The 22,396-nt window shown below is 66.9% G+C and carries 20 protein-coding genes; 5 read left to right on the top strand and 15 right to left on the bottom strand.

The genetic code is table 11. The features are described 5' to 3' along the window. Window positions 1-74: 74 nt before the first annotated feature. The 6 genes from AC1Q7Q_RS25415 to gtdA form a co-directional block, all read right to left on the bottom strand. Entirely contained in the window at window positions 75-1,925 is a 1,851-nt protein-coding gene (locus AC1Q7Q_RS25415; RefSeq protein ID WP_492371208.1) for an OPT/YSL family transporter, read from the bottom strand. A 314-nt stretch (window positions 1,926-2,239) separates the two neighbouring features. Continuing rightward, window positions 2,240-3,580: an MFS transporter gene (locus AC1Q7Q_RS25410; RefSeq protein WP_492371207.1), complete on the bottom strand. Its 1,341-nt coding sequence runs from the start codon at window positions 3,578-3,580 to the stop codon at window positions 2,240-2,242. 144 nt (window positions 3,581-3,724) lie between these two features. Beyond that, on the bottom strand, window positions 3,725-4,933 hold the full coding sequence (locus tag AC1Q7Q_RS25405) for a 3-hydroxybenzoate 6-monooxygenase (protein ID WP_492371206.1): 1,209 nt from the start codon (window positions 4,931-4,933) through the stop codon (window positions 3,725-3,727). A gap of 61 nt (window positions 4,934-4,994) precedes the next feature. Next, window positions 4,995-5,639, bottom strand: coding sequence for a maleylacetoacetate isomerase (gene maiA, locus AC1Q7Q_RS25400; RefSeq protein WP_492371205.1), 645 nt, complete (start codon window positions 5,637-5,639; stop codon window positions 4,995-4,997). A gap of 40 nt (window positions 5,640-5,679) precedes the next feature. After that, window positions 5,680-6,378 (bottom strand): fumarylacetoacetate hydrolase family protein, encoded by a 699-nt coding sequence (locus AC1Q7Q_RS25395; RefSeq protein ID WP_492371204.1) that lies wholly within the window; start codon window positions 6,376-6,378, stop codon window positions 5,680-5,682. Window positions 6,379-6,433: 55 nt separating this feature from the next. Next, window positions 6,434-7,480 carry a gentisate 1,2-dioxygenase gene (gene gtdA / locus AC1Q7Q_RS25390; protein ID WP_492371203.1) on the bottom strand — a complete coding sequence of 349 codons (1,047 nt, stop codon included), beginning with the start codon at window positions 7,478-7,480 and terminating at the stop codon, window positions 6,434-6,436. 157 nt (window positions 7,481-7,637) lie between these two features. On the opposite strand from gtdA, the gene AC1Q7Q_RS25385 reads away from it, so the two are divergent. Continuing rightward, a complete protein-coding gene (locus AC1Q7Q_RS25385; protein WP_492371202.1) occupies window positions 7,638-8,582 on the top strand; it encodes a LysR substrate-binding domain-containing protein in 945 nt (314 codons plus the stop codon). A 16-nt stretch (window positions 8,583-8,598) separates the two neighbouring features. Here AC1Q7Q_RS25385 and AC1Q7Q_RS25380 read toward each other — a convergent pair whose 3' ends face one another. From AC1Q7Q_RS25380 to AC1Q7Q_RS25345, 8 genes are all read right to left on the bottom strand, one after another. After that, window positions 8,599-10,311: an ABC-F family ATP-binding cassette domain-containing protein gene (locus AC1Q7Q_RS25380; RefSeq protein ID WP_492371201.1), complete on the bottom strand. Its 1,713-nt coding sequence runs from the start codon at window positions 10,309-10,311 to the stop codon at window positions 8,599-8,601. 269 nt (window positions 10,312-10,580) lie between these two features. After that, on the bottom strand, window positions 10,581-12,005 hold the full coding sequence (locus AC1Q7Q_RS25375; RefSeq protein WP_492371200.1) for a DHA2 family efflux MFS transporter permease subunit: 1,425 nt from the start codon (window positions 12,003-12,005) through the stop codon (window positions 10,581-10,583). A 151-nt stretch (window positions 12,006-12,156) separates the two neighbouring features. Next, complete coding sequence (locus AC1Q7Q_RS25370; RefSeq protein WP_174425909.1) at window positions 12,157-13,107, bottom strand: cation diffusion facilitator family transporter; 951 nt, start codon at window positions 13,105-13,107, stop codon at window positions 12,157-12,159. A 24-nt stretch (window positions 13,108-13,131) separates the two neighbouring features. Next, the gene (locus AC1Q7Q_RS25365) at window positions 13,132-13,596 is read right to left on the bottom strand and encodes a DUF6691 family protein (protein WP_492371199.1); all 465 of its coding nucleotides are present in this window, start codon (window positions 13,594-13,596) and stop codon (window positions 13,132-13,134) included. 8 nt (window positions 13,597-13,604) lie between these two features. Continuing rightward, on the bottom strand, window positions 13,605-14,039 hold the full coding sequence (locus AC1Q7Q_RS25360) for a YeeE/YedE family protein (RefSeq protein ID WP_492371198.1): 435 nt from the start codon (window positions 14,037-14,039) through the stop codon (window positions 13,605-13,607). A 14-nt stretch (window positions 14,040-14,053) separates the two neighbouring features. Beyond that, window positions 14,054-14,374 (bottom strand): metalloregulator ArsR/SmtB family transcription factor, encoded by a 321-nt coding sequence (locus AC1Q7Q_RS25355; protein WP_492371197.1) that lies wholly within the window; start codon window positions 14,372-14,374, stop codon window positions 14,054-14,056. A gap of 96 nt (window positions 14,375-14,470) precedes the next feature. Next, window positions 14,471-15,322: a universal stress protein gene (locus tag AC1Q7Q_RS25350; RefSeq protein ID WP_492371196.1), complete on the bottom strand. Its 852-nt coding sequence runs from the start codon at window positions 15,320-15,322 to the stop codon at window positions 14,471-14,473. Window positions 15,323-15,486: 164 nt separating this feature from the next. Further along, the gene (locus AC1Q7Q_RS25345; protein ID WP_492371195.1) at window positions 15,487-16,176 is read right to left on the bottom strand and encodes a cobalt-precorrin-7 (C(5))-methyltransferase; all 690 of its coding nucleotides are present in this window, start codon (window positions 16,174-16,176) and stop codon (window positions 15,487-15,489) included. A gap of 243 nt (window positions 16,177-16,419) precedes the next feature. Between AC1Q7Q_RS25345 and AC1Q7Q_RS25340 the strand changes: the two genes are divergently transcribed. Further along, on the top strand, window positions 16,420-18,987 hold the full coding sequence (locus tag AC1Q7Q_RS25340) for a sensor domain-containing protein (protein ID WP_492371194.1): 2,568 nt from the start codon (window positions 16,420-16,422) through the stop codon (window positions 18,985-18,987). Between the two features lie 41 nt (window positions 18,988-19,028). Here the strand turns inward: AC1Q7Q_RS25340 and AC1Q7Q_RS25335 are convergent, their stop codons facing one another. After that, a complete protein-coding gene (locus AC1Q7Q_RS25335) occupies window positions 19,029-20,396 on the bottom strand; it encodes a M20/M25/M40 family metallo-hydrolase (protein WP_492371193.1) in 1,368 nt (455 codons plus the stop codon). A gap of 220 nt (window positions 20,397-20,616) precedes the next feature. Here AC1Q7Q_RS25335 and AC1Q7Q_RS25330 point away from each other — a divergent pair, with 220 nt between their 5' ends. The 3 genes from AC1Q7Q_RS25330 (at window position 20,617) to AC1Q7Q_RS25320 (ending at window position 22,375) form a co-directional block, all read left to right on the top strand. Beyond that, complete coding sequence (locus AC1Q7Q_RS25330; RefSeq protein WP_492371192.1) at window positions 20,617-20,904, top strand: HPr family phosphocarrier protein; 288 nt, start codon at window positions 20,617-20,619, stop codon at window positions 20,902-20,904. A gap of 25 nt (window positions 20,905-20,929) precedes the next feature. Beyond that, entirely contained in the window at window positions 20,930-22,072 is a 1,143-nt protein-coding gene (locus tag AC1Q7Q_RS25325; protein WP_492371191.1) for a DUF1275 domain-containing transporter, read from the top strand. Between the two features lie 123 nt (window positions 22,073-22,195). Continuing rightward, window positions 22,196-22,375 carry a hypothetical protein gene (locus tag AC1Q7Q_RS25320; protein WP_492371190.1) on the top strand — a complete coding sequence of 60 codons (180 nt, stop codon included), beginning with the start codon at window positions 22,196-22,198 and terminating at the stop codon, window positions 22,373-22,375. The last annotated feature ends 21 nt before the right edge of the window (window positions 22,376-22,396 follow it).

Raw genomic sequence — 22,396 nt, 5'->3', positions numbered from 1 at the left:
AAGAATTGAACACGAGGCTGGGCTTCGAGCCAAATGGCAGAAATGGAAGGCTGGTCATCGATTTCTCACATGCGCTAGCCCAAAGCCGTAAACAGCAGCCCCGCGATGCCCAGCCCGACCGCCGCCAGCGCATCCCCTGCGATCAGCCCGCCCCCCACCAGCGATGTCGTGCTCATGTCCTCGGGCAAGGCATCCGGCGCGTCCCCGGGCTTGCGCAAACGGTTGAGCACGCTGGCCACGACGCCGCCCAGCGCAAACCACGCCGAGGTGGGCAGGTTAACGAATCCGCCAAAGGACGAGGCATAGGGCGACGGCAGCACCACCGCATCCAGCAGGAAATCGGCAACGCTGCCACCGCTTCCCGCCCGGGCAAAGCGCTGGTAGCGCGGCCACGACTTGACCAGAAGGCGCAGCACCGCCGTGGCCAGCCCAAGAACGATGCCCAGCACAACCGCCGTGCGCTGGTGCGGCAAGTCGTTGGTCAGGCCGCGCAACGCGCCGACGATCTTGTAAGTCATGGCCGAAGCCCAGTGCTGGGGCTGCTCGCCGGCCGAGAGCACAGTCTGGTCGAGCGCCAGCACCGGATAAGCCCGCATGAACAGCCTGGCGAACAACACCGCCAGCACCGCGCCGGCAACAATGCCCGCCACCTGGAAGCGAAACTGCATGGTGCGGCTGGTGCCGAGCCGCCAGCCGGTGGAGCGGTCTTGCTGCATGTCGCACGCCTCGCTGGTCGAGACCAGCAGCACCGTCGCCGCGATCAGCCCCACATTCGGGTCACGCAAACCCAGCGCGGCCATCAGGATCACGGACAGCACGAAAGCGGAAGAAATCGGGTTCTGGTCGACCATGCCCACCGAGATGCCGTTGACCATGGCGAACACGAACACCAGCAGCACCGCCAGCACCATGTAGCCCGCGGGCTGATGCAGCAGGCCCACGCCCACCGCCACCACCGCGAGCCCCCAGAACAGCACCCACGCCACCATCCGCCACAAGCTGCCGCCACCTGCCGCCGCAGAGGGTTCGCGCCGTATCCGGGCGGGCAACTGCCGGCCATACCGATACACCTTGAGCAGGATCAGCGAGATATCGAGCAGCGCGGCGCCCATGATCATGCCGAGCGCAATCAGGAAGGTGATCTTGCGAAAGGGGTCGCCCGGCGCCAGCCAGCCGATCGCGACAAAGAAGGGGATCAGCGCCTGGCCCGCCAGTCCGGCAACCAGCGCCGCCACGCCGATGCGGGCCCCGACGATCATGCCCGCGCCATAGGTGGACGCGGACAAATCGATGGCGGCAAGCCGCTCCACGCGGGCCGCACCGATGCCGCTGACGATGCCCAGCACCGTGCCGCCGGCCAGCCGCGACACCGACTGCCTGAGCAGCACCGGATCCGTCAGGGCGCGCAGGATATTGGCCACCGCCAGCCCGGAGGGAAAGGTGAGTTGCAGCCGGTCGACCAGGATTGGCGTGTACAACATGCCCACGCCCACACCGAACATGCCCACGCAAAGCATGTACAGCATCAACTGCCAGATCGGCGGCTCGGGCAGGCCCATCCAGGTCATCGCCTGGATCACCACGGCCATGCCGCTCATGCCGGCGACCGATGCGGCAATGGTCTGGATATAGTTCGCGCCATGGCGGCCGTCCGCGCCATAGCCGTAGGTCACCGTGGAGCCGAGAATGCCGGCCAGCACCTGCCCGCCTACGAAGAAGCCGAGCGAGAAGTTCATGTACGCCGCGGCAATCCCGCCCAGCGGGCCGAGGACAAGGACCCCGATGGCGCCGAGCAGCGCATAGTATTTCCAGCCGCCCTGCTCTGGCAGCCATGCCCAGCGCCGGCCACTGGCGGCAGCAGCACCGAGCCTCCCGGCGTGTGCCGGCGAGGTAGCGTCTTGCGGTGGCCTGCCGACTGCCGTCATTGGCTTCCCCCATGCGGGCAAGCCGCATCGGTGGCGCTGGATCGAAGGAAAAGGAAAAAGCCCGCGCGGCGAGGACAACGCTGCCGGCGCTGGCCAGATGCTACCGCAAGCGGCGCACCGCAGGCACGGCGTGCGTGCGCAAGGGCACGCTAAGACGCAGTAACGGTAAGGCGGAGGCACAAAAAAACCGGACACGAGACGTGTCCGGTAACCCATTTGCTGACTCAGATCGTGTCACTAACCCGAGTATTCAAATGATAACGATTATCATTTGAATACTCAAGGATGAAACGCGCACCCGCCGCTGGCAGCCCTCAAGCCGCCGCCATGCGTCGTGCCTGGCCCGCGCGATGGCGTCCGAACCGGAGCATGGTGGCGCCAGCGATCACCGCCGGTATCCCCACCATCAGGAACAGCGCCGGCATGGTCAGGCCCATCGACAACATCGTGCCGCCCCCGACCGAGCCAACCACCGAGCCCATCCGCCCGACGCCATTGGCCCAGCTCACGCCGGTGGCGCGGCAATCGGTGGGATAGTAAGCCGCCGACAAGGCATTGGCGCCCACTTGCGAGCCGGAGATGCAGAAGCCAGCGGCGAATACCGCCACCCCGGCCAACCATGGCGCCGTGGTCAGGCTGCCGATGGCGGTGATGAACACACCTGCCAGCGCGTAGCTTGCGGCCAGCACATAGTGCGGGTTGGCCCGGTCCATCAGCCAGCCCAGCACGATGGCGCCGAGTGTGCCGCCCACCTGGAACATCATGGTGACCAGGGCCGCCGTCTTGAGCGAGATCCCGGTTGCCCGCAGCAACGTGGGCAGCCAGCTGGACAGCAGGTAGATCACCAGCAAGCTCATGAAGAAGGTCAGCCACAGCAGCAAGGTCCCGCGCACCAGTTCGGGCTTGAACAGGTGCGCAACCGGCGAGCCGGGCGCGCGCTTGTCCGCCACCACGATACTGCCAGGTGCGACACGCTCGCGCGGCGCGATCCGCTCCAGGATGGCCGCTACCTTCTCCGGGTGCTTGCCGCTCAGCACCAGGTAGCGAACCGACTCAGGCAGCTTCCAGACCAGGAGCGGCAGCAGCAGCAACGGCAGCACGCCACCCAGCAGCAGCACGGCGCGCCAGCCGTGCTCCTCGATCAGGTTCGCCGAGGCCAGGCCGCCAAGGGCCGAGCCAATCGTGAAGCCGCAGAACATGGTCGTGACCAGGAAAGAGCGGCGCTTGGCCGGGCAATACTCGGAGGTCAGCGTGATGGTATTGGGCATGGCGCCGCCCAGCCCCAGACCGGTCAGGAAACGCAGCGCCACCAGCCCCCACAGCGAGCCGGAGAACGCGGAGGCCAGGCTCGCGATGCCAAAGAACAGCACGCAGAAGAGCAGCACGCTCTTGCGGCCAAAGCGGTCGGCCAGCGGGCCGAACAGGAACGCGCCGGCCATCAGGCCGGTGAGCCCGGCGCCAAACAACGGCGCCAGGTGCGCCGGCGTGAGCTGCCATTCGGCGCGGATCGCGGGTGCGATAAAGCCGATCGCGGCGGTATCAAACCCGTCGATGGCGACGATCAAGAAGCAAAGCGCGACGATCGTGACCTGGAAGGCCGATAGCGGCTGGCGATCGATGAATTCGGTAATGCCGATGGATGGTTGCGTGGGCACAGCGGTCTCCTGCATTGTGTTTCGAAGCGGCCGATTTGCGATCGACTCGCCATTTTTTGGCGGCTCTTTGGCCGCTCTTTGGTTGCTCTTTGCTTCTTTTGGACACTTTGGGCCACTTTGGGTCACTTCGGGCCGGCGCTCCTCCTACCGCGCCCCGCCCAGGCAGTCTTGCGCGCGCCAGCCGTGCAGCCATTGCAGCGTGTCGTAGAACTGGTCCTGCGTGCGTCCGACCCACAACGAATTGCGCACCAGCCGCTCCACGCCCTTGGCGTGATACAGCCGGCCCATCTCGCGGGCGGAGTACAGCACGCGCGCGGTGCGCGGGATGCGCGCCTTCTCGTACAGCGCAAAGGCCGCCACGAAATCGCCGTCGGTCTCGGCCACGGCCGCGCCGAGTGTCACGGCATCTTCCAGCGCCTGGCAGGCGCCCTGCGCGAGGTACTGCGTCATGGGGTGGGCGGCATCGCCCAGGATGGTGGCGCGGCCAAAGCTCCATTGCTCCACCGGGTCGCGGTCCGCGGTGGCCCAGCGCCGCCAGGAGGTGGGCCGGTCCAGCATCTGGTGCGGGCGGGCGTGGATGCCCTCGAAGTACGACAGCACTTCTTCCTTGCTGCCATCGCGCACGCCCCAGACTTCTTTCTCGCGGCTATGGAAGGTCACCACCAGGTTGTACTGCTCGCCGCCGCGCAGCGGGTAGTGCACCAGATGGCAGTTGGGGCCGGCCCACACTACCGGCGCGTTGATCTGCAGGTCGGCCGGCATGTCGGCCACATCCACCACGGCGCGGTACACCACGTGGCCGGTCACGCGCGGTTCGTCGCCGAGCAAGGCCTGGCGCACGGCGGATTTCACGCCGTCGCAGCCGATCACGGCATCGCCCTGGTGGCGTTCGCCGTGCTGGTCGATCACGGTCACGCCGCGTTCGTCCTGCTCCAGCGCGCACACCGTGGTGGCGGTGCGGAACTGAATCAGCGGGTGATTCCGCACGGCTTCCAGGATGGACAGGTGGATGTCGGCGCGATGGATCACCGCATAGGGGTTGCCGAAGCGCTGGCGATAGCGCTCGCCGACATCCACCTTGGCGATTTCCGTGGCGTCAATCGCATCCATCATCACCAGGTAGTCGGTGAAAACGGAGCGCTTGCGCGCGGCTTCGCCCACGCCCAGCGCATCCAGCGCGGCAAAGGCGTTGGCGCCAAGCTGGATGCCGGCGCCGATTTCACCGATCTGGGCCGCCTGTTCCAGCAATTCAACGCGGATGCCCTGCCGGGCGAGCGCCAGTGCGGCGGCCAGGCCGCCGATGCCGCCGCCGACCACGATCACCTTGCGGTCCGTGCTGCGCGTGTTGCTCATGTTCGTCTCCTTGGGTGCGCACCCGGTGGCCATCCGGCCTCGGGGTGCCCTGTCGCGTTGGTTAGCGCGCCGTGTAGTCCGGCTGCCGCTGAGGTTCTGCCTGCTGGAAGGCCGGGTGCTCGCAGGCATGGCGGTAGACCGCCATGGCGTGCTCGAAATGTTCGGTACGGCAGCCCATGCGCTGCGCATTGGCGATCTGCGGCACCAGGCAGCAGTCGGCCAGCGTGGGCTGGTCGCCGAAACACCACGGGCCGCGCCCGTGCTGCGCCAGCAGCCGTTCCACCGCGCCCAGCCCTTCGTCCACCCAATGCTGGTACCAGGCGTCCTTTTGCTCCGGTGTCACGCCCAGCGTGTCCTGCAGGTAGCGCAGGATGCGCAGGTTGTTGACCGGATGGATATCGCAGGCAATCACATTGGCCAGCTCCAGCACCCGCGCGCGCAGCTCCGCCGCTTGCGGGATCAGCCGCGGCTCGGGATGGCGGGCATCGAGGTAGTCGATGATCGCCATCGACTGGCCCAGGTGGAAGTCGCCGTCCACCAGCGCCGGCACCACCGCCGAGGGGTTGATGGCCGCCACATAGTCCGCGACGCGATGCTCGCCCACGCGGATGTTGACCGGCTGGTAGTCGTACGGCAGGCCCTTGAGCGCCAGCGCGATGCGCACGCGGTACGACGTGGAGCTGTTGAAGAAACTATAGATCTGCACGGTGAAGCCCTCTTTCTCGAAATCCGGAGTCTCGACGCCGTCAGGCCACCCGCACCGACAGCTCGCCGAGGCGCTCCACGCCGGCAACCATCAGGTCACCCGGCTTGACGGCCCCGACGCCTTCCGGCGTACCGGTGTAGATCAGGTCGCCCGGTTCCAGGCGGAAGTACTTGGAGAGGTCCGCCACGGTCTCGGCCACCGACCAGATCAGGTGCGTGACGTCGCTGCGCTGCTTGTCGGCGCCGTTGACGGTCAGCCAGATCGCGGCCTGCTCGAAATGCCCCACATCGCTAGCCGGATGGATCGGGCCGATCGGCGCCGAGGCGTCGAAGGCCTTGCCGATTTCCCACGGGCGGCCCATCTCGCGCATCTTCATCTGCAGGTCGCGGCGGGTCATGTCCAGGCCCACGGCATAGCCCCAGACGTGCTCCAGCGCCTGTTCCAGCGGAATATCGGAGCCGCCCTTGCCGATGGCGACAACCAGCTCGGATTCATAGTGGTAGTTGCTGGTCTGGGCCGGGTACGCCAGCGCCAGGGTCTCGCCGTAGGCGACCGGGATCACGGCATCGGCCGGCTTGCAGAAGAAGAACGGCGGCTCGCGGTCCGGATCGAAGCCCATCTCGCGGGCATGCGCGGCGTAGTTGCGGCCCACGCAGTAGACGCGGCGCACGGGAAACTGGTCGCTGGTGCCAACGACCGGCACGGCCACGGCAGCGGGAGGGGTAATGACAAAAGACATGGAAGACCTCAGGCAAGGAAATGGGAAAAAGGCAAAGAAATGGGACTGCGCCGGATCAGGTGCGCTCCTCGCGCAGCAGGTTGAGCGCGGACAGCACCGGGCGGTCGGAATAGCTGAACAGCACCGTGTCCTCGACCGAAGCCAGTTGCACCGGCTGCCAGGACGGCGCCACGAAGGTGTCGCGCGGCTCGAACTGGAACTGCGCCTCGCCGATGCGCACGGTGCCGCGCCCTTCCACCACGGAATAGATGGTGGCGTCGGTACTGCGATACGTTTTGCCCTGGAAACCGGCAGGGAGGTATTGCATGAAGGTAGCCATGGTCGGCATCGGCCAGCCGCCGGTGGCCGGGTTCACATAGCGCAGCTTCACGCCATCCCAGGCATCGAGCTCGCCGTTGCGGTAGAGCTGGTCCAGCGCCTCGCGGCTGCGGGCATAGGGATAGCTGAAGATTGGCGAGGTGGGATCGGTGACGCGGTGGCGCACCGGCAGCATGTTGTGGCCGAAGCGGGCAAAACTGTCGCCTTCGGGACGCAGCACCGGCTGCGAGGCTTCGGGGTAGTTTTCCGCAAAACCGGCGTCCAGGTGCTGCAGCAGCGGGATATCCAGCCCGTCGAGCCAGACCACCGGCTCGCCGCCCTGCTCCACGGACGGGTTGCCGTGGTCATGCCAGGTCCACGACGGCGTGATGATGAAATCGCCCGGATGCATGGTGGTGCGCTCGCCGTTGACGGCGGTCCAGGCGCCGCGGCCTTCCACGATAAAGCGCAGCGCGGACTGGGTATGGCGATGGCTGGGGGCAATCTCGCCGGGCAGGATCAGCTGCAAGCCGGCGTACAGCGTGGAGGTGATGCTGGACTTGCCGGGCAGGCCAGGATTCTCCAGCACCAGCACGCGGCGCACGGCTTCTTCCGCGCTGATGACCTCGCCCGCCTGCATCACCAGCGGGCGGATCTCGGCGTATTTCCAGATCGCCGGCTGCGCTTGCGGACGAGGCTCGCGCGGGACCAGCGCGTGCAGCGATTCCCACAGGGGCGCCATCTGGTTGCGGCCGATGCGGCTGTAATAAGCTGAACGGTCGGTGCTCTTCTTTGCGTCTGGCATGGCCTTGTCTCCGATTCATCGCCCGGTCGGGGCGCTGGGCAGCCGCCGTGGGCTGCGGGGTGCGATGGAAGATTTATACGCCCGGAGATATACCTTGTAAAATGATGGATTCCTCTTATCCATATGGATATGGATATACCTCAAAGGGAATACCCTGATGGATTGGACCCAGCGGCTCCGGCTGCGCAACTTGCAGATGCTGCTTAGCCTGGCGCAGACCGGAAACATGAGCCAGACAGCCGCGGCGCTCAGCACTACGCAGCCCGCCTTGTCGAAATGGCTCAAGGAACTCGAAGACGACATCGGGCTGCCGCTGTTCGAGCGCCACGCGCGCGGCCTGCGCCCCACGCCCTATGGCGAATCGATGATTGCCCATGCCAGGCGCATCGAGGCGCACCTGGATACCGCCCGCGACGACATGCAGGCCATGCGCGAAGGCGGCAGCGGTCTGGTGGTGATCGGCGCCTCCGGCGCGTCGGCTGCCGATACCGTGCCGCTAGCCGTCACCTCGCTGTTGCAGCGCCTGCCGAAAGCCCATGTCCGGCTGGTGGAAAGCACCATGAACCTGTTGATGGCGCAACTGGCCCGGGGCGAGGTCGATATCGTGGTGGGCCGCTCCGCGCCGGAACTGCAGGACGGGCAAATGCGCGCCGAGGCGCTCTACATGGAGCCGATCCATTTCGTCACGCGCCCGCGGCATCCGCTGTTTGAGCTGGCCGAACCGGGCTGGAGCGACCTGCAGGCATACCGGTGGATCGTGTGGCCACGCGGCACGCCCATCCGCAACACGCTGGAGTCGGCGCTGAACGCGGCTGGCCAGGGCATGCCGGCCGATTGCGTGGAGTCGAACTCGGTCATCCTCAACCTGACCTTGCTCAACCACAGCAACATGATCGGCGTGGCCTCGCACCGGACCGCGCGGCGCCTGGAGCATCTCGGCGCCCTGCGCATCCTGCCGCTGCGGCTGGCGGGCTTTGGCTCGGTATCCATGTACTGGCGCGACGACGGCTTTGGCCGTATCGCGGTCAGTGTCGCGCTGGACGCCCTGCGGCGCGCGGCGGTGCGCTCGGTCGATGAAATCCCCGACGACACGCACGGGTGACACCAGCCCGCGCGGCTTACCTGCAAGCCGCCAGTTGCCAGTCCCCGCCTTGCCACGCCAGCACGTGGGTCAAATCCAGCGCGTCGAGGAAGCGCCGGTCGTGCGACGCCACCAGGATGGCGCCGGGATAGGCGCTCAAGGCCTGCTCCAGCGCGTGCACCGAATCCAGGTCGAGGTGATTGGTAGGCTCATCGAGCAAGAGCATTTGGGCAGGCTGCGCGGCCCATAAAGCGCAGGCAAGCGCCGCCTTCAGGCGCTCGCCCCCGCTCAATTCGCCGGAAGGCTGCCGCACCAGCGCCGCACCCAGCCCGAGCAACGACAAATGACTGCGCAGCACGCCCTCCGGCAAGGGGCTGTCCAGTTCGCGCAGCCGCTCCAGCACGGACATCGCCGGCGGCAGCAGGGTCGCCGCCTGCTGATCGAGCCAGGCATTGGGAACACCTGCCGAGCAGGTCCCGGACACCGGGTTCTCGACGCCGGCCAGCAGCTTGAGCAACGTGGTTTTACCGCAGCCGTTCGGCCCGGTCACGGCAACGCGCACCGGCCCCGCCAGCGTCAGGCTGAGCGGCTTTGCGCCGGCCGCAAACGGCAGGATCGCATCTTGCGCGTGCACCACGCGCTTGCCCGCGGCGACCACCGCGCCGGGCAGCATCAGCGCCACCGGCGGGCCGGCCTCGATGCGCTGCGCGGATTGCCGCACGGCATCGTCCAGCGTCGCGCGGGTTTCCTGCTGGCGCCGCTGCTCGCGGCCGGAATACCCCTGCGCACCGTCCTTCAGCCGGCCGAGGTGGATGCCGGGCAGGTTGGCCATCGTGCCCGCGCGGTCGTTGCGCGCGGCACGGCGCTGATGGGCATCGTGCTGGCGCCGCAAGTCGCGCAAGGCCGAGTTACGGCTGGTCCGCGCGTGATCCAGCGCGGCTTGCGCGGCGGCGGCTTCGGCATCGCGCTGCACCGCATACAGCGTGTAGTTGCCGCCGTAGTGGCGCAAGCCATCCGGCGTCAGCGCGGCGATATGGTCCATGTCTTCCAGCAATTCGCGGTCGTGGCTGACCACCACCACGCCGCCGCGCCATTGCCGCAACTGAGCGCGCAGCCATTGCCGGGCGACGAAGTCGAGGTGATTGGTGGGTTCGTCGAGCACCAGTCCATCTGCGCTGGAAAGAAAGGCCCCCACCAGCGCCACGCGCGTGAGTTCGCCACCGCTGAGGCTGGCGGCGAGCCGCTCCGGCTCCAGATGCCCCAGGCCAGCCGCCTCGCAGGCCAGCCGCAGCTGGCCGCGCAGGTCCCACCGCCCTTCCAGCAGGTCGAAGTCCGCCCCCTCCGGCTCGCCCCGCTCCACCCGGGCGAGCGCATCGAAAGCCGGCGTCAGGCCGGCGACATCCGCTAGCGTCGCGCCAGCTGCCAGCCTGCCGTCTTGCGGCACATAGGCAACGGTGGCATGCCTGACGACGCGCCCGGCATCCGGCGTGACCAGGCCCGCCAGCACCTTTGCCAGCACGCTCTTGCCGGTGCCGTTGCGGCCAACCAGGCCGATGCGCCGGGGTGGGAAGGTGTCGCTCAGGTCGTCCAGAAGCACCCGCCCATCGGGCAGCGCCACGGTGACGTGGCGCAAAGAAATCCAGAACGCCGGCTGCGAAGCTGAGTGGGAATCCAGGGGGGTGGCACCAGAATTACCGCCGGACTGCGGCGCGGAGAAAACCGCGAACGGAATCGATGTGAAGTCAGCCATGCAAGCTCCAGACAAGACAGGTAGCGCGCCTGGAACCCAAGTGCTCAACGAGGGCACAACAAGGGTTAACAAGGGTTCAACAAGCGCGAACAGGTTTGAAGTGGGCTTACAGGATCATTTTGCGTTGACTCCGGTGGATGCGGATGGTGTGACCGGTCAGGCCCCTGCCGAGTTCCGTTCAGTTTGTGTAGCCCGCAGCGGGCGAGCATTGCGCAGCGTTCGCCCGGCTCACGCTCGCCCGCCACTCACTTCATATCGGGAGGAACCCGTCATCCAGCCGCCCGCCGGCTCGACAGATGCCGCCCCGCATCCGGCACGAGCCGGACATACCCGATCAACGACACCAGCGTCAGCGCGCCCGCGAAGAGAAACGCCCAGCGAAAATCACCGAGCGTAAAGTGCGGCACGTCGCTGGCCTCGCCGCGCAGCGATGCGGCAATCCTCAGCGACAGCGAGCCAAACGCAATGCCAAGGCCGATCGACATCTGCTGGGCAGCATTCCATAGCGTATTGGCGCTGCTCATCTGGTTTTGCGGGATATCGGCGTAGGCCAGCGTGGCGAGCGTGGAGAACTGCATCGAGCGCGTCACGCCGTAGATAAACACCACGAACAGCACGATGGCGAGCGGCGTCTCGGGCGTGAGCAAGCCGCACGCGACGATGAACACGCTGGCGAAAGCCACGTCGACGATCGCGGTGGCGCGAAAGCCGTAGTGTTGCAGCACGCGCGTGGTCAAGGCCTTCATGCCGAGGTTGCCGAGCGCGCTGGCGAGCAGCAACAGCCCGGAGCGGAACGCGGACAGCCCGAAGCCAACCTGGAACAGCAGCGGCATCAAATACGGCACCGCCCCGATGCCGATGCGGGTGACGGACCCGGTGATCACGGTGACCGAGAACGTCGGCACGCGCAGCGTCGTGAAATCGAGCAGCGGATGCTCGCGGCCCGCTGCATGGCGCACGGCGAGCACGCCCAGGGCGAGGCCGGCGGCCACGAACGCGCCCGCCGTTGCCAGGCTGGAGCCTTGCTGGCTGGCCAGCTCCGTGCCGTACAGCACGAAGGTGAGCGTGGCGCCGCTGAGCAGGAAGCCGACGATATCAAGCGGCTTGGGCTCGCTCGCGCGTTCGTTGCGGATCATCATGAAGGTGGCGATCAGCGCGGCGATGCCGAATGGCACGTTGAGCAGGAAGATCCAGCGCCAGGAGGCGTAGGTGGTGATGAACCCGCCAATGGGCGGCCCCACCACAGGCGCCACGATGGCCGGCCAGGTGATGGTGGAGATGGCCTTGATCAACTGGCGCTTATCCGTGTTGCGCACCACGATCAGCCGCCCGACCGGCACCATCATCGCGCCGCCAATGCCTTGCAGCACGCGCGCCGCGGTGAACGCGAATAACCCGTTCGATGCGCCGCACAGCACCGAGGCCACCGTGAAAACAACGATCGCCCCGCCGAACACCGTCCTTGACCCGAAGCGATCAGCGATCCATCCGCTGATCGGGATAAACACCGCCAGCGCCAGCATATAGGCCGTCATGCCCAGGCTCAGGTCATTCGGCCCGACCCCGAACGACCGCGCCATCTGCGGCAACGCAGTGGCGAGCACGGTGGTATCGAGGTACTCCATGAAGAAGGTAGCCGCGACGAGATACGGCAGGAATCTCATCGACGATGACTGGGTTTGCGTGTGGTCCATGGAGCGGCGGGTGCGGGGGGTGCGTGTCTGCGCGGCGAAGCGGGCGGACCGCTTTTTGCCACCGGGAAAGCCATTTCAAGCCAGGATGGCAATCATACCGGGCATCGGCAAAGGACGTTTGCCCCGCCCGGCCCACGCTTTGGCCAGTCCATCATGCCGCGCCTGCGCGCGCCGGGTCTTCCGCCTGGCGCTGCGGCACGCGCACCGGGTCGACATGGGTCATCACATTCAGCACGTCCTGAATCTGCATGGCGGCGAGGCGCGCCTCCACCGCAATACGGTGCCCCGCCTCGACCGTCATTGCGCCATCGATCTCCAGATGCACGTCGACCAGGATCGCGTCGCCCATCTTGCGGGTCTTCAGGTCATGCAGGCCCAGCACGCCTGGCGTGGCCAGCATGGCCTGCCGGATCGCCTCGATGCTCTGCGCATCCACGGCGCGGTCCATCAGGTCATGCAGGGCATCCCAGGAGAACTTCCAGCCCATCCTGGTCACCATCAGGCCGACCACCAGGGCGGCCACTGGATCAAGCATGTGGTAGCCAAGCAGGTTGCCGCCGATGCCCACGGCGACCACCAGCGACGATGCCGCATCCGAGCGCGCATGCCATGCGTTGGCAACCAGCATGCTGGAGCGCACGCGCTCGGCCACGGCGAGCATGTAGCGGAACAACGATTCCTTTGCCGCCAGCGCGCCCAATGCCACCCACAGCGCGACACCCTTGACCGGCTGGATCAACTCGGGATGCTCCAGCTTTTGCACGGCCGACCACAGCATGCCGACGCCGACCGCAAGCAGCAGCAGGCCGATTGCCAGCGAGGCGGCGGTCTCGAAACGCTGGTGGCCGTATTGGTGGTCGGCATCCGCGCCCTTGCGGCTATGGTGACTGGCGAACAGCACCACAAAGTCCGAGACCAGGTCGGAGAGCGAGTGAATGGCATCCGCGATCAACGCCTGGGAGCCGGCCACCACGCCCGCCACCAGTTGCATGCAGGTCAGCAGGATATTCACGGCCACGCTCACCCAGGTGCTGCGCCGCGCCGCCTGGGCTCTGGCGGGCGTTTCTACCTCGGCCTCGTCGATGACCTCATCAGTTCGCATCGATGGATGACTCCTGTTGTCCGGTTAATGTCCGGTTAATGCCTTGCCGGGTAAAGCGCGGCCGCGCCCCAGCCATTCTAGCCACTCGAACAGCGCCATGCCGGCCAGCATGGCCAGCGCAAAGACTGCGCCTTGCCATGCGCCCGCGCCCAGCAGCACCAGCGCGGGCCCCGGGCAGATCCCCGCCAGCCCCCAGCCCACGCCGAACAACAGGCCACCACCAAGCAAGCGCCGGTCAATCCGGCGCGACGCCGGCAGCTGCATGGGCATGCCCAGCAGCGAGACGGCACGCCGCCGGGCGATACCGAACGCCACTACGCCCACCGCGATCGCGCCGCCCATCACCAGCGCCAGCGAGGGATCCCAGCGCCCGGCAAGGTCGAGAAATCCGAGCACCTTCTGTGGATTGGCCATGCCGGCCAGGATCAGCCCGAGGCCGAACACCAGGCCAGAGGCCAGCGAGATCAGCAAGGAAGAAAGGCGGTTCATGTCGCTCCTCATGCGCCGAGCAGGTGCCGTGCGACAAAGACCGTCGCAAAACCGGCCCCCATGAAGGCCGCGGTGGCCGCCAGCGAGCGCGGAGAGAGCCGCGACAGCCCGCAAACGCCATGCCCGCTGGTGCAGCCCGCGCCGTAGCGGGTACCCAATCCCACCAGCAAGCCGGCTACGACCAGCAGGCCAGCGCCGGCATGGACCCGGATCTCCGGCAGCGCGCCGAACAGGCGCCAGAGCAGCGGTGCCGCCAGCAGGCCAAGCACAAAGGCGATACGCCAGCCGGCTTCCGCGCGCGTTGGCCGCAGCAAGCCACCAACGATGCCGCTGATGCCCGCGATGCGCCCGTTGAACAGCACGAGCGCGGCGGCGGCCAGTCCAATCAGCAGGCCCCCGCCCAGCGCGGACCAGGGCGTGAAGTGTGTCCAGTCGATGATCATGGCCAGTGGCTCCTTCATTCAGTGGGGCAATACAGGGCGTAAAGCGTTTCGAGCACGGCCAGCGCCCGCGCATCGGCAACCGCGTAAAAAATCCGCTTGCCGTCGCGCCGCGTGTTGACCAGCCCTTCCGCGCGCAGCACACCAAGCTGTTGCGACAAGGTGGGTTGATGGATGCCAAGCAGCGCTTCGAGCTCGCCCACCGACATCTCGCCCTGGCTAAGCTGGCAAAGCAGCAGCAGCCTGTCTTCATTGGCGAGGGCGCGCAACATGGCGGTGGCGTCGCCCGCGGCGGCGCGCATCGTGTCCAGGCTCAGGGAGGGAGAAGCCGCTTGCATGGGTTCGGCAAAGGCCGGGCGAGACCCCGGCCTGCTAATCAATATACGGTTTAATATTATATTAAAAAGTATATTGATGCCAGTCGAGACCGACCTTCAATGCGACATCAACACCGGAATGTCGGCGTGGCGCATCAGGGTGCGGGTGGTGCCGCCAGTGACCAGCTCGCGCAGCCGGGCGTGCCCATAGCCACCCGCCACCAGCAGGTCGGCCTGCAAGTGCCGCACCGCCTCCAGCAGTAGTTGGCCAATCCCATGGCTGCCTTGCACGGCGTGCATGACGCTGGTGATGCCCTGGCGCGCCAGGTGATCTCGCAGGCCGGCGTGCGCACCGGGCACATCGGGCATGCCGTGGGTCGCCGAGCCGTCATGCGCGCTGGACGCCGACACCACGGTGACACGCTTGGCCAGGCGCAGCAGAGGCATCGCATCGGCCACGGCCCGGGCGGCTTCCCGCCCACCATCCCATGCGATGGCGACATGTTCGCAGGGTAGATGCCGCACGCCCGGCGGCACCAGCAGCACCGGGCGGCCGGTGTTGAGCAACACATATTCCGGGGTCTGTGCCACCAGCACGGGAATGGACTCCGGCCCGGGCAAGCGGGCCAGGACGACTACGTCCGCCACCCGCCCCTGCTGGACCAGCGCCCAGCCCACGTCGTCCTCGATGACCCGGTGGGTGAAACCCACGCCGGGCGCCGCTTCGCTCATGGCCCGATGAAATGCGGCGCTGGCTTCGGCGCCCTGCGCCAGCAACTGGCGCCGGGCCAGTTCCGCGTAGTATCCCGCCTCGTCGCCCGCGCCCCGGAACGGCTCCAGCCGCATGCCGGTGGCCGTCACCCCGATCACATGGCCGGCCGAGCGCTGCGCCAGTTCCGCAGCCAGGTTGACGCGATCCGCACAGCCGGGATCCGCACCGAGTTCGACCAGCACGGTCTTGAAATCCATGATGTTTTCCTCCGATCTGGAGACCCCTGCACACGGTTGCAGACGTTTTTCCGACTATCCGAAAATGGACTCTACTCCGTGCGCGGGGCAGCGCAAGCGGGCAATGCGGGCGAATTGCGGCAGATCAATGCCGAAAGCCTGCCCCGCGCGGCCGGCGCGCGGGACTACGCAAGCGGCGCCAGCTCGATCTGGCTGGCCATTGGCGCCAGCGCACGGATCAGCATGATGCTCATATCGGTGAACGCCAGCGTGCAACTGGCCAGCGTGCCACGCCAGTCCGCATCGGCCAGCGTCAGGTTCTCCCAGACCTCGACCGGATGCTCGGGCGGCACGCCCTGCGCCACCAGCCAGGCGGCGATATCGCTGGGCATGAAATCCCATGGGCGCGGAATCACGATGGCGTTGCGCTGGTCCGCCAGCACGTGCACCAGATGGCGCTTGAACGGCTCCAGGTCTCCGCGCCGGTGAAAGGTCAGGAAGGTGGTCTCGTCGAAGCAAACCTTGCCGCGCGCAGCCAGCACCTGGGCCGAAGAGATGCCGGGCACGGTATCCACCGGATGGCCGCATGCCCGCTCGACCCGCTCCAGGTACTGGAAACCGCTGAAGTGCATGTCGCCCATGAACAGCACCACACAGCGCCGGCCGCCATGGTGCTCGGCGGCAACCCAGGCAAGCCGCTCCACCTGGTCCTGGTATCCCATGGTGACCACCTGGGCCGCCGGCGGCACCAGCGGGCGGATGACGTCGATGACCGTGTCGAAGCCGGCCACGATGTCGGCGCCACGGACCAGTTCCGCCACGCCGTGGGTCAGGAAGTCGAGGTGCCCGGGGCCAACGCCGGCGCAGATGATCATGAAGAATCCCGGTTCGATCGATGCAAAAGGGGACGGCGCGCGCATCGCCCCGTCAAGACAGGGCGCAATTATGCCAAGCCATCGGAGCGCGAGGCCTGCGCCGAGGAACGCCTGGCGCAAAAAAAAAGTACTTCAGGATCCGGCACTGGATGCCGATAGCTGCTTCAGAGCCGAGTCAATGTCCCGCGAGCCCCCACCGGGCAAGGCAGGCACCCTCGGTCGTTAGCGACGTTTACCTCACTCATGCCAGATAGAGACAAAGCGCTCAGCATAGCCGACCCCCATCAGTTGTTCCGCAATTCGCTCGAGCAAGCCACCGATGCCGTCTTCATCCTGAACACGGACAACAAGGTGATCTTCCTGAACGCTGCTGCGGAGGCACTCTATGGCGCATCCCGTACGCAAGTCTTCGGCATGAACGTGGAGGCGCTCGTGCAAAAGCTGCCGGATGCCGACGCGCAGCGCGCCCAGCCCTTGCCCGCCGTCCGGATACTGAGGCCGGATGGCGAACTTCGCTTTGGCCATGTCGCGGAATCCAGCACCCGCCTGGGCGACGTGACACTGCGCACGCTGCTGGTAAAGGTGGCCAACCACCCGGATGCCAGCCGCGACCATCACCCGTTGCTATCCGTCATTGCCGACGAGATCGACAGTGCCGTGCTGGTGGTCGATGCCGACTGGCACATCGTGTACGGCAACGCCGGGCTCACGCGCATGCTGGGCTACAAGCCCTGCGAGCTGAGGGGCAAGACCCCGCGCGAGATACTGGCCGGCGAGTTCACCGATCCCGGCGTGATGCAACGCTTGCATGCCCAGCGCTCATCCCCGGGCGGTGAGCGCCACGAGGCTCTGGTGTATGCGCGCGACGGCAGCGCACTCTGGGTCAGCGCCACCGTGCGCCATCTGGTCAGCGCGACCGGCGACCGGCATCACGCCATCGTCATCCTCTCCGACATCACCCAGCAGCGGACCTACGAGATGCTGCAGCGAAAGGTACTGCAAGCCATGGTGATGGAGCAGCCGCTGCCCGCCGTGATGGAATTGATCTGCGAAGAAGTACAACGCGTGGCACCCGCCGTGATCGCGTCCGTGCTGCGGGTGGCCGCCGATGGGCGCCTGCACCCGCTGGCCGCGCCTGGCCTGCCGCCCGAGTATTCGGCCGCGCTGGACGGCCTGACCATCGGGCCATCCGTGGGCTCCTGCGGCACGGCCGCCTGGCTGGGCGAGCCGGTGATGGTCAGCGATATTGCCAACGATCCGCTATGGGCGGATTTTCGTGATCTTGCCCTACCCCTCGGCCTGGCGGCATGCTGGTCCTATCCGATCAAGGCAAGCGATGGCCGCGTGCTTGCCACGCTGGCCTTCTACTGCCGCACCGTCCGCCAGCCCGACGCCTTCCACCAGCAGCTGGCCGAGGTATGCGCCTCGCTGTGCAAGCTCGCGTTCGAGCGCGAGGAAGCCGCCGAGCGGATCCTGCAGCTCGACCACTACGATTCACTGACCGGCTTGCCCAACCGCAGCCTGCTGCAGATGCAGGCCGGCACCCTGCTGCTCGCGGCGCGCTCGGCCGGCACCACGCTCAGCGTGCTGTTCGTCGACCTGGACCGCTTCAAGCATATCAACGACTCGCTCGGCCACGTCGGCGGCGACAAGCTGCTGCGCGAGGTTGCGCAACGCCTTAGCGCGCACGCCGGGGATACCGCGCTGGTGGCGCGGCTGTCGGGCGACGAATTCGCGCTGGTGCTCCCCGACTGCGACCGCACCCAGACCATTGCTGCGGGCAAGCGCATCCTGGCCGCGCTGCGCCAGCCGCTGCGCATCGACCACGCCAGCATTGCGCCCTCGGCCAGCATCGGCATCAGCATGTTCCCGGCCGACGGCGATGCGCTGGACTACCTGCTGCACTGCGCCGAGATGGCCATGTACGACGCCAAGGCCGCGGGGCGCAACTTGTTCCGCTTCTTCAGCATCGAGATGAACTGGGCCGCCCAGGAGCGCCTGGCGCTGGAGTCCGCGCTGCGCGACGCCCTGCTGGCCGAGGAGCTTCATCTCAACTTCCAGCCCCAGGTGTTCCTGCGTGATGGGCGCCTCTATGGCCTGGAGGTGCTGGTGCGCTGGCACCACCCGCACTTTGGGATGGTGTCGCCGGACCGCTTCGTGCCACTGGCCGAAGACAGCGGCCTGATTGGCACGCTGGACCGCTGGGTGCTGGAGCAATCGTGCGCGCAGCTAGCTGCCTGGCGCCGGGAAGGGCTTTCCGTACCCACGATCTCCGTCAATATCTCGCCCGCCAGCTTCCGCGACCCGGGGCTGCCTGCGCAAGTGGCCGAGACCCTGGCCCGCCATGGGCTGCCCGCCCAGGCGCTGGTGCTGGAGATGACCGAAGGGCTGCTGATGGAAGACGACGCGGGCCTCGCCGCCACCGTTGCCGCCATCCACGCACAAGGCGTGCGCTTGTCCATGGACGACTTCGGCACGGGGTATTCCAGCCTGGGCTACCTCAGGCAGTTGCCCGTGCACCAGCTCAAGCTGGACAAGAGCTTTGTGATCGACCTGGAAAGCGATGCCGCCGCCCGCGAGCTGGCCAGCGCCGTCATCCGCATTGGCGACAGCCTGAAGCTCGCGGTGATCGCCGAAGGCGTGGAAAACGAAGCCCAGCGGCGCTTCCTGCTATCGCAGGGATGCCATATGGGGCAAGGCTATCTGTTCTCGCGCCCGCTGGATGCCTTGGCGGTGGCGAAATGGATCGCCGCGCCGCAGGCGGTCGAGCGGCAGCCGGCGGAACATGGGGAGCGGCATTCCCGGCGTTGAATGAAGAGGCGGTGGCGGCTTAGGCCGGCACCGCCCGCTGGCTACCTGGCGGCGGCGCGCTTTTCCAGCAACGGCTGGCTCACGCCCTGCACGCCCACCAGCCCGAGCACGGTGGTTAGCCCGACCTGGGCGCCTTCCCAGGCGTTGGTCGGGTCGTACCACTCATCGCGGGCATGGAAGCCGCCGGTCTTGCCACCGCTGCCGATGATGATGGCGGGAATGCCAAGCGACATCGGCACATTGGCGTCGGTGCTGCCGCCGCGCAAACTGGGCGTGCCCTTGCCGTAGCCCTTGATGGCGCGCACCGCCGCCTGCACGATGGTGGCGTCTGGCGGCGTGCGGCCCGCCGGACGGTCGCCGATCAGCTTGACCTGGTAGGTGATCTGGCTGGCAGCGTCGGCCGGATGCCAGCGGCGGTTTTCCTCGGCAACCCCGGCCTCGATGGCCGCCATGATCTGCTTCTCGGTTTCCAGCAGCGATGGCGTAGCGTTGGAGCGGATATCCACCGCCATGCGCGCATCGCCCGCAATCGCGTTGACCGACGTGCCGCCGCCCACCGTGCCCACCGTGAATGTGGTCTTGGGATCCTCGGGCGGGCGCACGTCGCTCACCTTGGCAATGGCCCGTCCCATCGCGTGGATGGCGCTGGGCAGGCCGAAGGCGCCGAAGCTGTGGCCGCCCGGGCCACGGAACGTCACCTCATAGCGATGGCTGCCGGTGCCGAGCGACAGCACCCGGTCGCCCACGCCCGGCTCCAGCCCGACCATGCCGTCGATATCCGGGTGGTCGCGAAACACGGCCTTCATGCCGCGCAGGTTGCCCAACTCTTCCTCGCCCACGTTGCCAACGAACACCAGGTCGCCCACAGTGCGCACCTGGTTGTCGTTGAGCACCTTGAGCCATGACAACAGGACTGTCAGCCCGCGCGTGTCATCCGAGATGCCTGGCGCATAGAGGCGGCCGTCGCGCGGCTTGACCGTGACATCGGTGCCTTCGGGAAAGACCGTGTCCAGGTGCGCCGAGATCAGCAGCTTGGGGCCGTTCCCGCTGCCCTTGCGGATGCCGATGGCATTGCCCTCGGCATCGATATGCGCATCGGCAAGGCCAAGCGCCTTGAGCCGGGAGAGGAAATGCTCGGCCCGTGCCTTCTCCTTGAACGGTGGCGCGGGGATCTCGGTCAGCGTCTTGAGATCGCCCAGCGAGCGCGCGTCATCCGCCTTCACGTCGGCCAGCACCTTCTTGACTAGCGGGGCGGCTTCGAGTGTGGCGTAGGTGCGCTCCACCACAGGCGAGACCGCAGGCACGGGGATGGTCTGCGCAACCGCGTGGGTGCCTGCCAGGGCAAGCCCCGCGAGCATCAGGGAAAGCGGACGGAACGGGACGGCAACGGATTGGGGGCGTGCTTGCATGGTGGGGCGATGGCTCCGGAAAGGACATGGCGGCATGGCGAACGGCACAGGCATCGGTTGTGGCCGGGCGAAGCCATATTCTGCCAGCGAGGCGGGAGATAGTGGGCTGCAAGAAGTGGGCTGCATGAGGCATCCATGTGCCAGGCAAGGTAATTGGATTACCATTCAATACCTGGCGGCAGGCCATGCCGCGCCAGTTGCCCGCCTTCCGGCTTGCCCGGTGTCCACGCTGCATAGAGGTTTTACCGAGGGTGATGTGGTAGAAGCAACGATTGAGATGTCCAGTCCTCACGGCCTGCAGGGCCGCAGGGCCACACGGCTGACCGCCACGGCCAGCCAGTTCGAGTGCAACATCCAGCTAAGCAGCAACGACTGCGCGGCGGACGCCAAGAATGTGTCCGAGGTCATGCGCTTGTCGGCGCGCGCCGGCCTGCGTTTGCACATCCAGGCCAGCGGCCCGGACGAGTCGGTGGCGCTGCGCGTCATCTGCGCCTTGCTGACCGACTAAGCGGCCGGCCCGGCAGTCAGCGACCATGCCCATCACCTACCTGCGCAACCTCACCGGACGGGTACGCAGCCCGCACGCCAACCGGCAGCTTGCCGGCTATCTCAGCTTTGTGGCCGGCGCCACCAACGCCGGCGGCTTCCTTGCCGTGCAGCAGTACACCTCCCACATGACGGGCATCGTCTCGGCCATGGCGGACCACCTGGCGCTGGGGCAGGTCGGGCTGATCCTGGAGGGACTTGGCGCGCTGCTGTCCTTCCTGGCGGGCGCGGCCACTTCCGCCGTGCTCATCAACTGGGCACGGCGCGAGCACCTGAACAGCGAATATGCCCTGCCGCTGATGCTGGAGGCCTTCTTGTTGCTGTGCTTTGGCTTGCTCGGCGGCAACCTTGGCAATCACCAATGGCTGTTCATACCCGCCACGGTGATGGTGCTGTGCTTCATCATGGGCCTGCAAAACGCCATGATCACCAAGATTTCCCACGCCGAGATCCGCACTACCCATATCACCGGGATGGTGACCGATATTGGCATCGAGCTTGGCAAGCTGTTCTACTGGAACCTCGCCAAATCCGACGAGGCCAGGCCGCCGGTGCTGGCCAACCGGTCCCGGCTGCGCATGCTGGCCATGCTGGTGGCGCTGTTCTTCTTCGGCGGCGTCGTCGGCGCGCTGGGCTTCAAGCATCTGGGATTCAGCGCCACGCTGGCGCTGGCGGCGTTGCTGCTGGTGCTGGCGTTCGTGCCGGTGGTGGACGATGTGCGGGCCCACGGCGCGCGGCTGACCGCCTACGGGCGCAAATGGGCGCGCGAGGTATTGCGCGATGTCCATGCCCTGTGGCTGGCCGCGCGCGACCCGCGCACCCCGTGGTACGCAAAAGCCGTGGCCCTGCTGGTGGCGGGCTACGCGCTGTCGCCCATCGACCTGATCCCCGACTTCATCCCGGTGCTCGGCTACCTGGACGATGTCGTGCTGGTGCCGCTCGGGGTCATGCTGGCCATCCGGATGATCCCGCCGGACCTCATGCGCGAGCACCGGGCCGCCGCCGTTGCGGCCGGGCAACGCCCAAGCAGCCGCGTGGCGGCCGCGGTCATCATCGTGCTGTGGATTGGGGGCACGCTTGTGATGGCTGCGCTGCTCGCGCGCTATGTTCCGTGGCTCCGAAGCAACTGATTTGCGATTCCAGGCCCTGAAGGTACGCGCGGACACATTGGTTTGCATTTGGCACGGCCGGTGCTACCTACAATCGAATTGTCGGGAGGCACATCCCGCCCATCACCGAGCCAGCAACGCATCATGCAGGACCAAGCCTTACCCCCCACCGTGACCTGCCTGCAGGGCCTGCGCGATCTCGCGGCCCTGCTCACCGCAGGCTCCCTGCTCCAGTCCGCCACCTTGCAGGTCATTGCCGAGTACGAACGGCACGCCCGCACCTCCGAAGACGAGTACTGCGCCCGACGACATAGCTGGGATTAGACTCGCCCCGGCAGCGCTGCC

This window comes from Cupriavidus sp. GW823-FHT07A04 (assembly GCF_058794615.1).
Note: the sequence above shows the minus strand (reverse complement) of the source record. Positions and strands in the feature narration are given on the sequence as shown.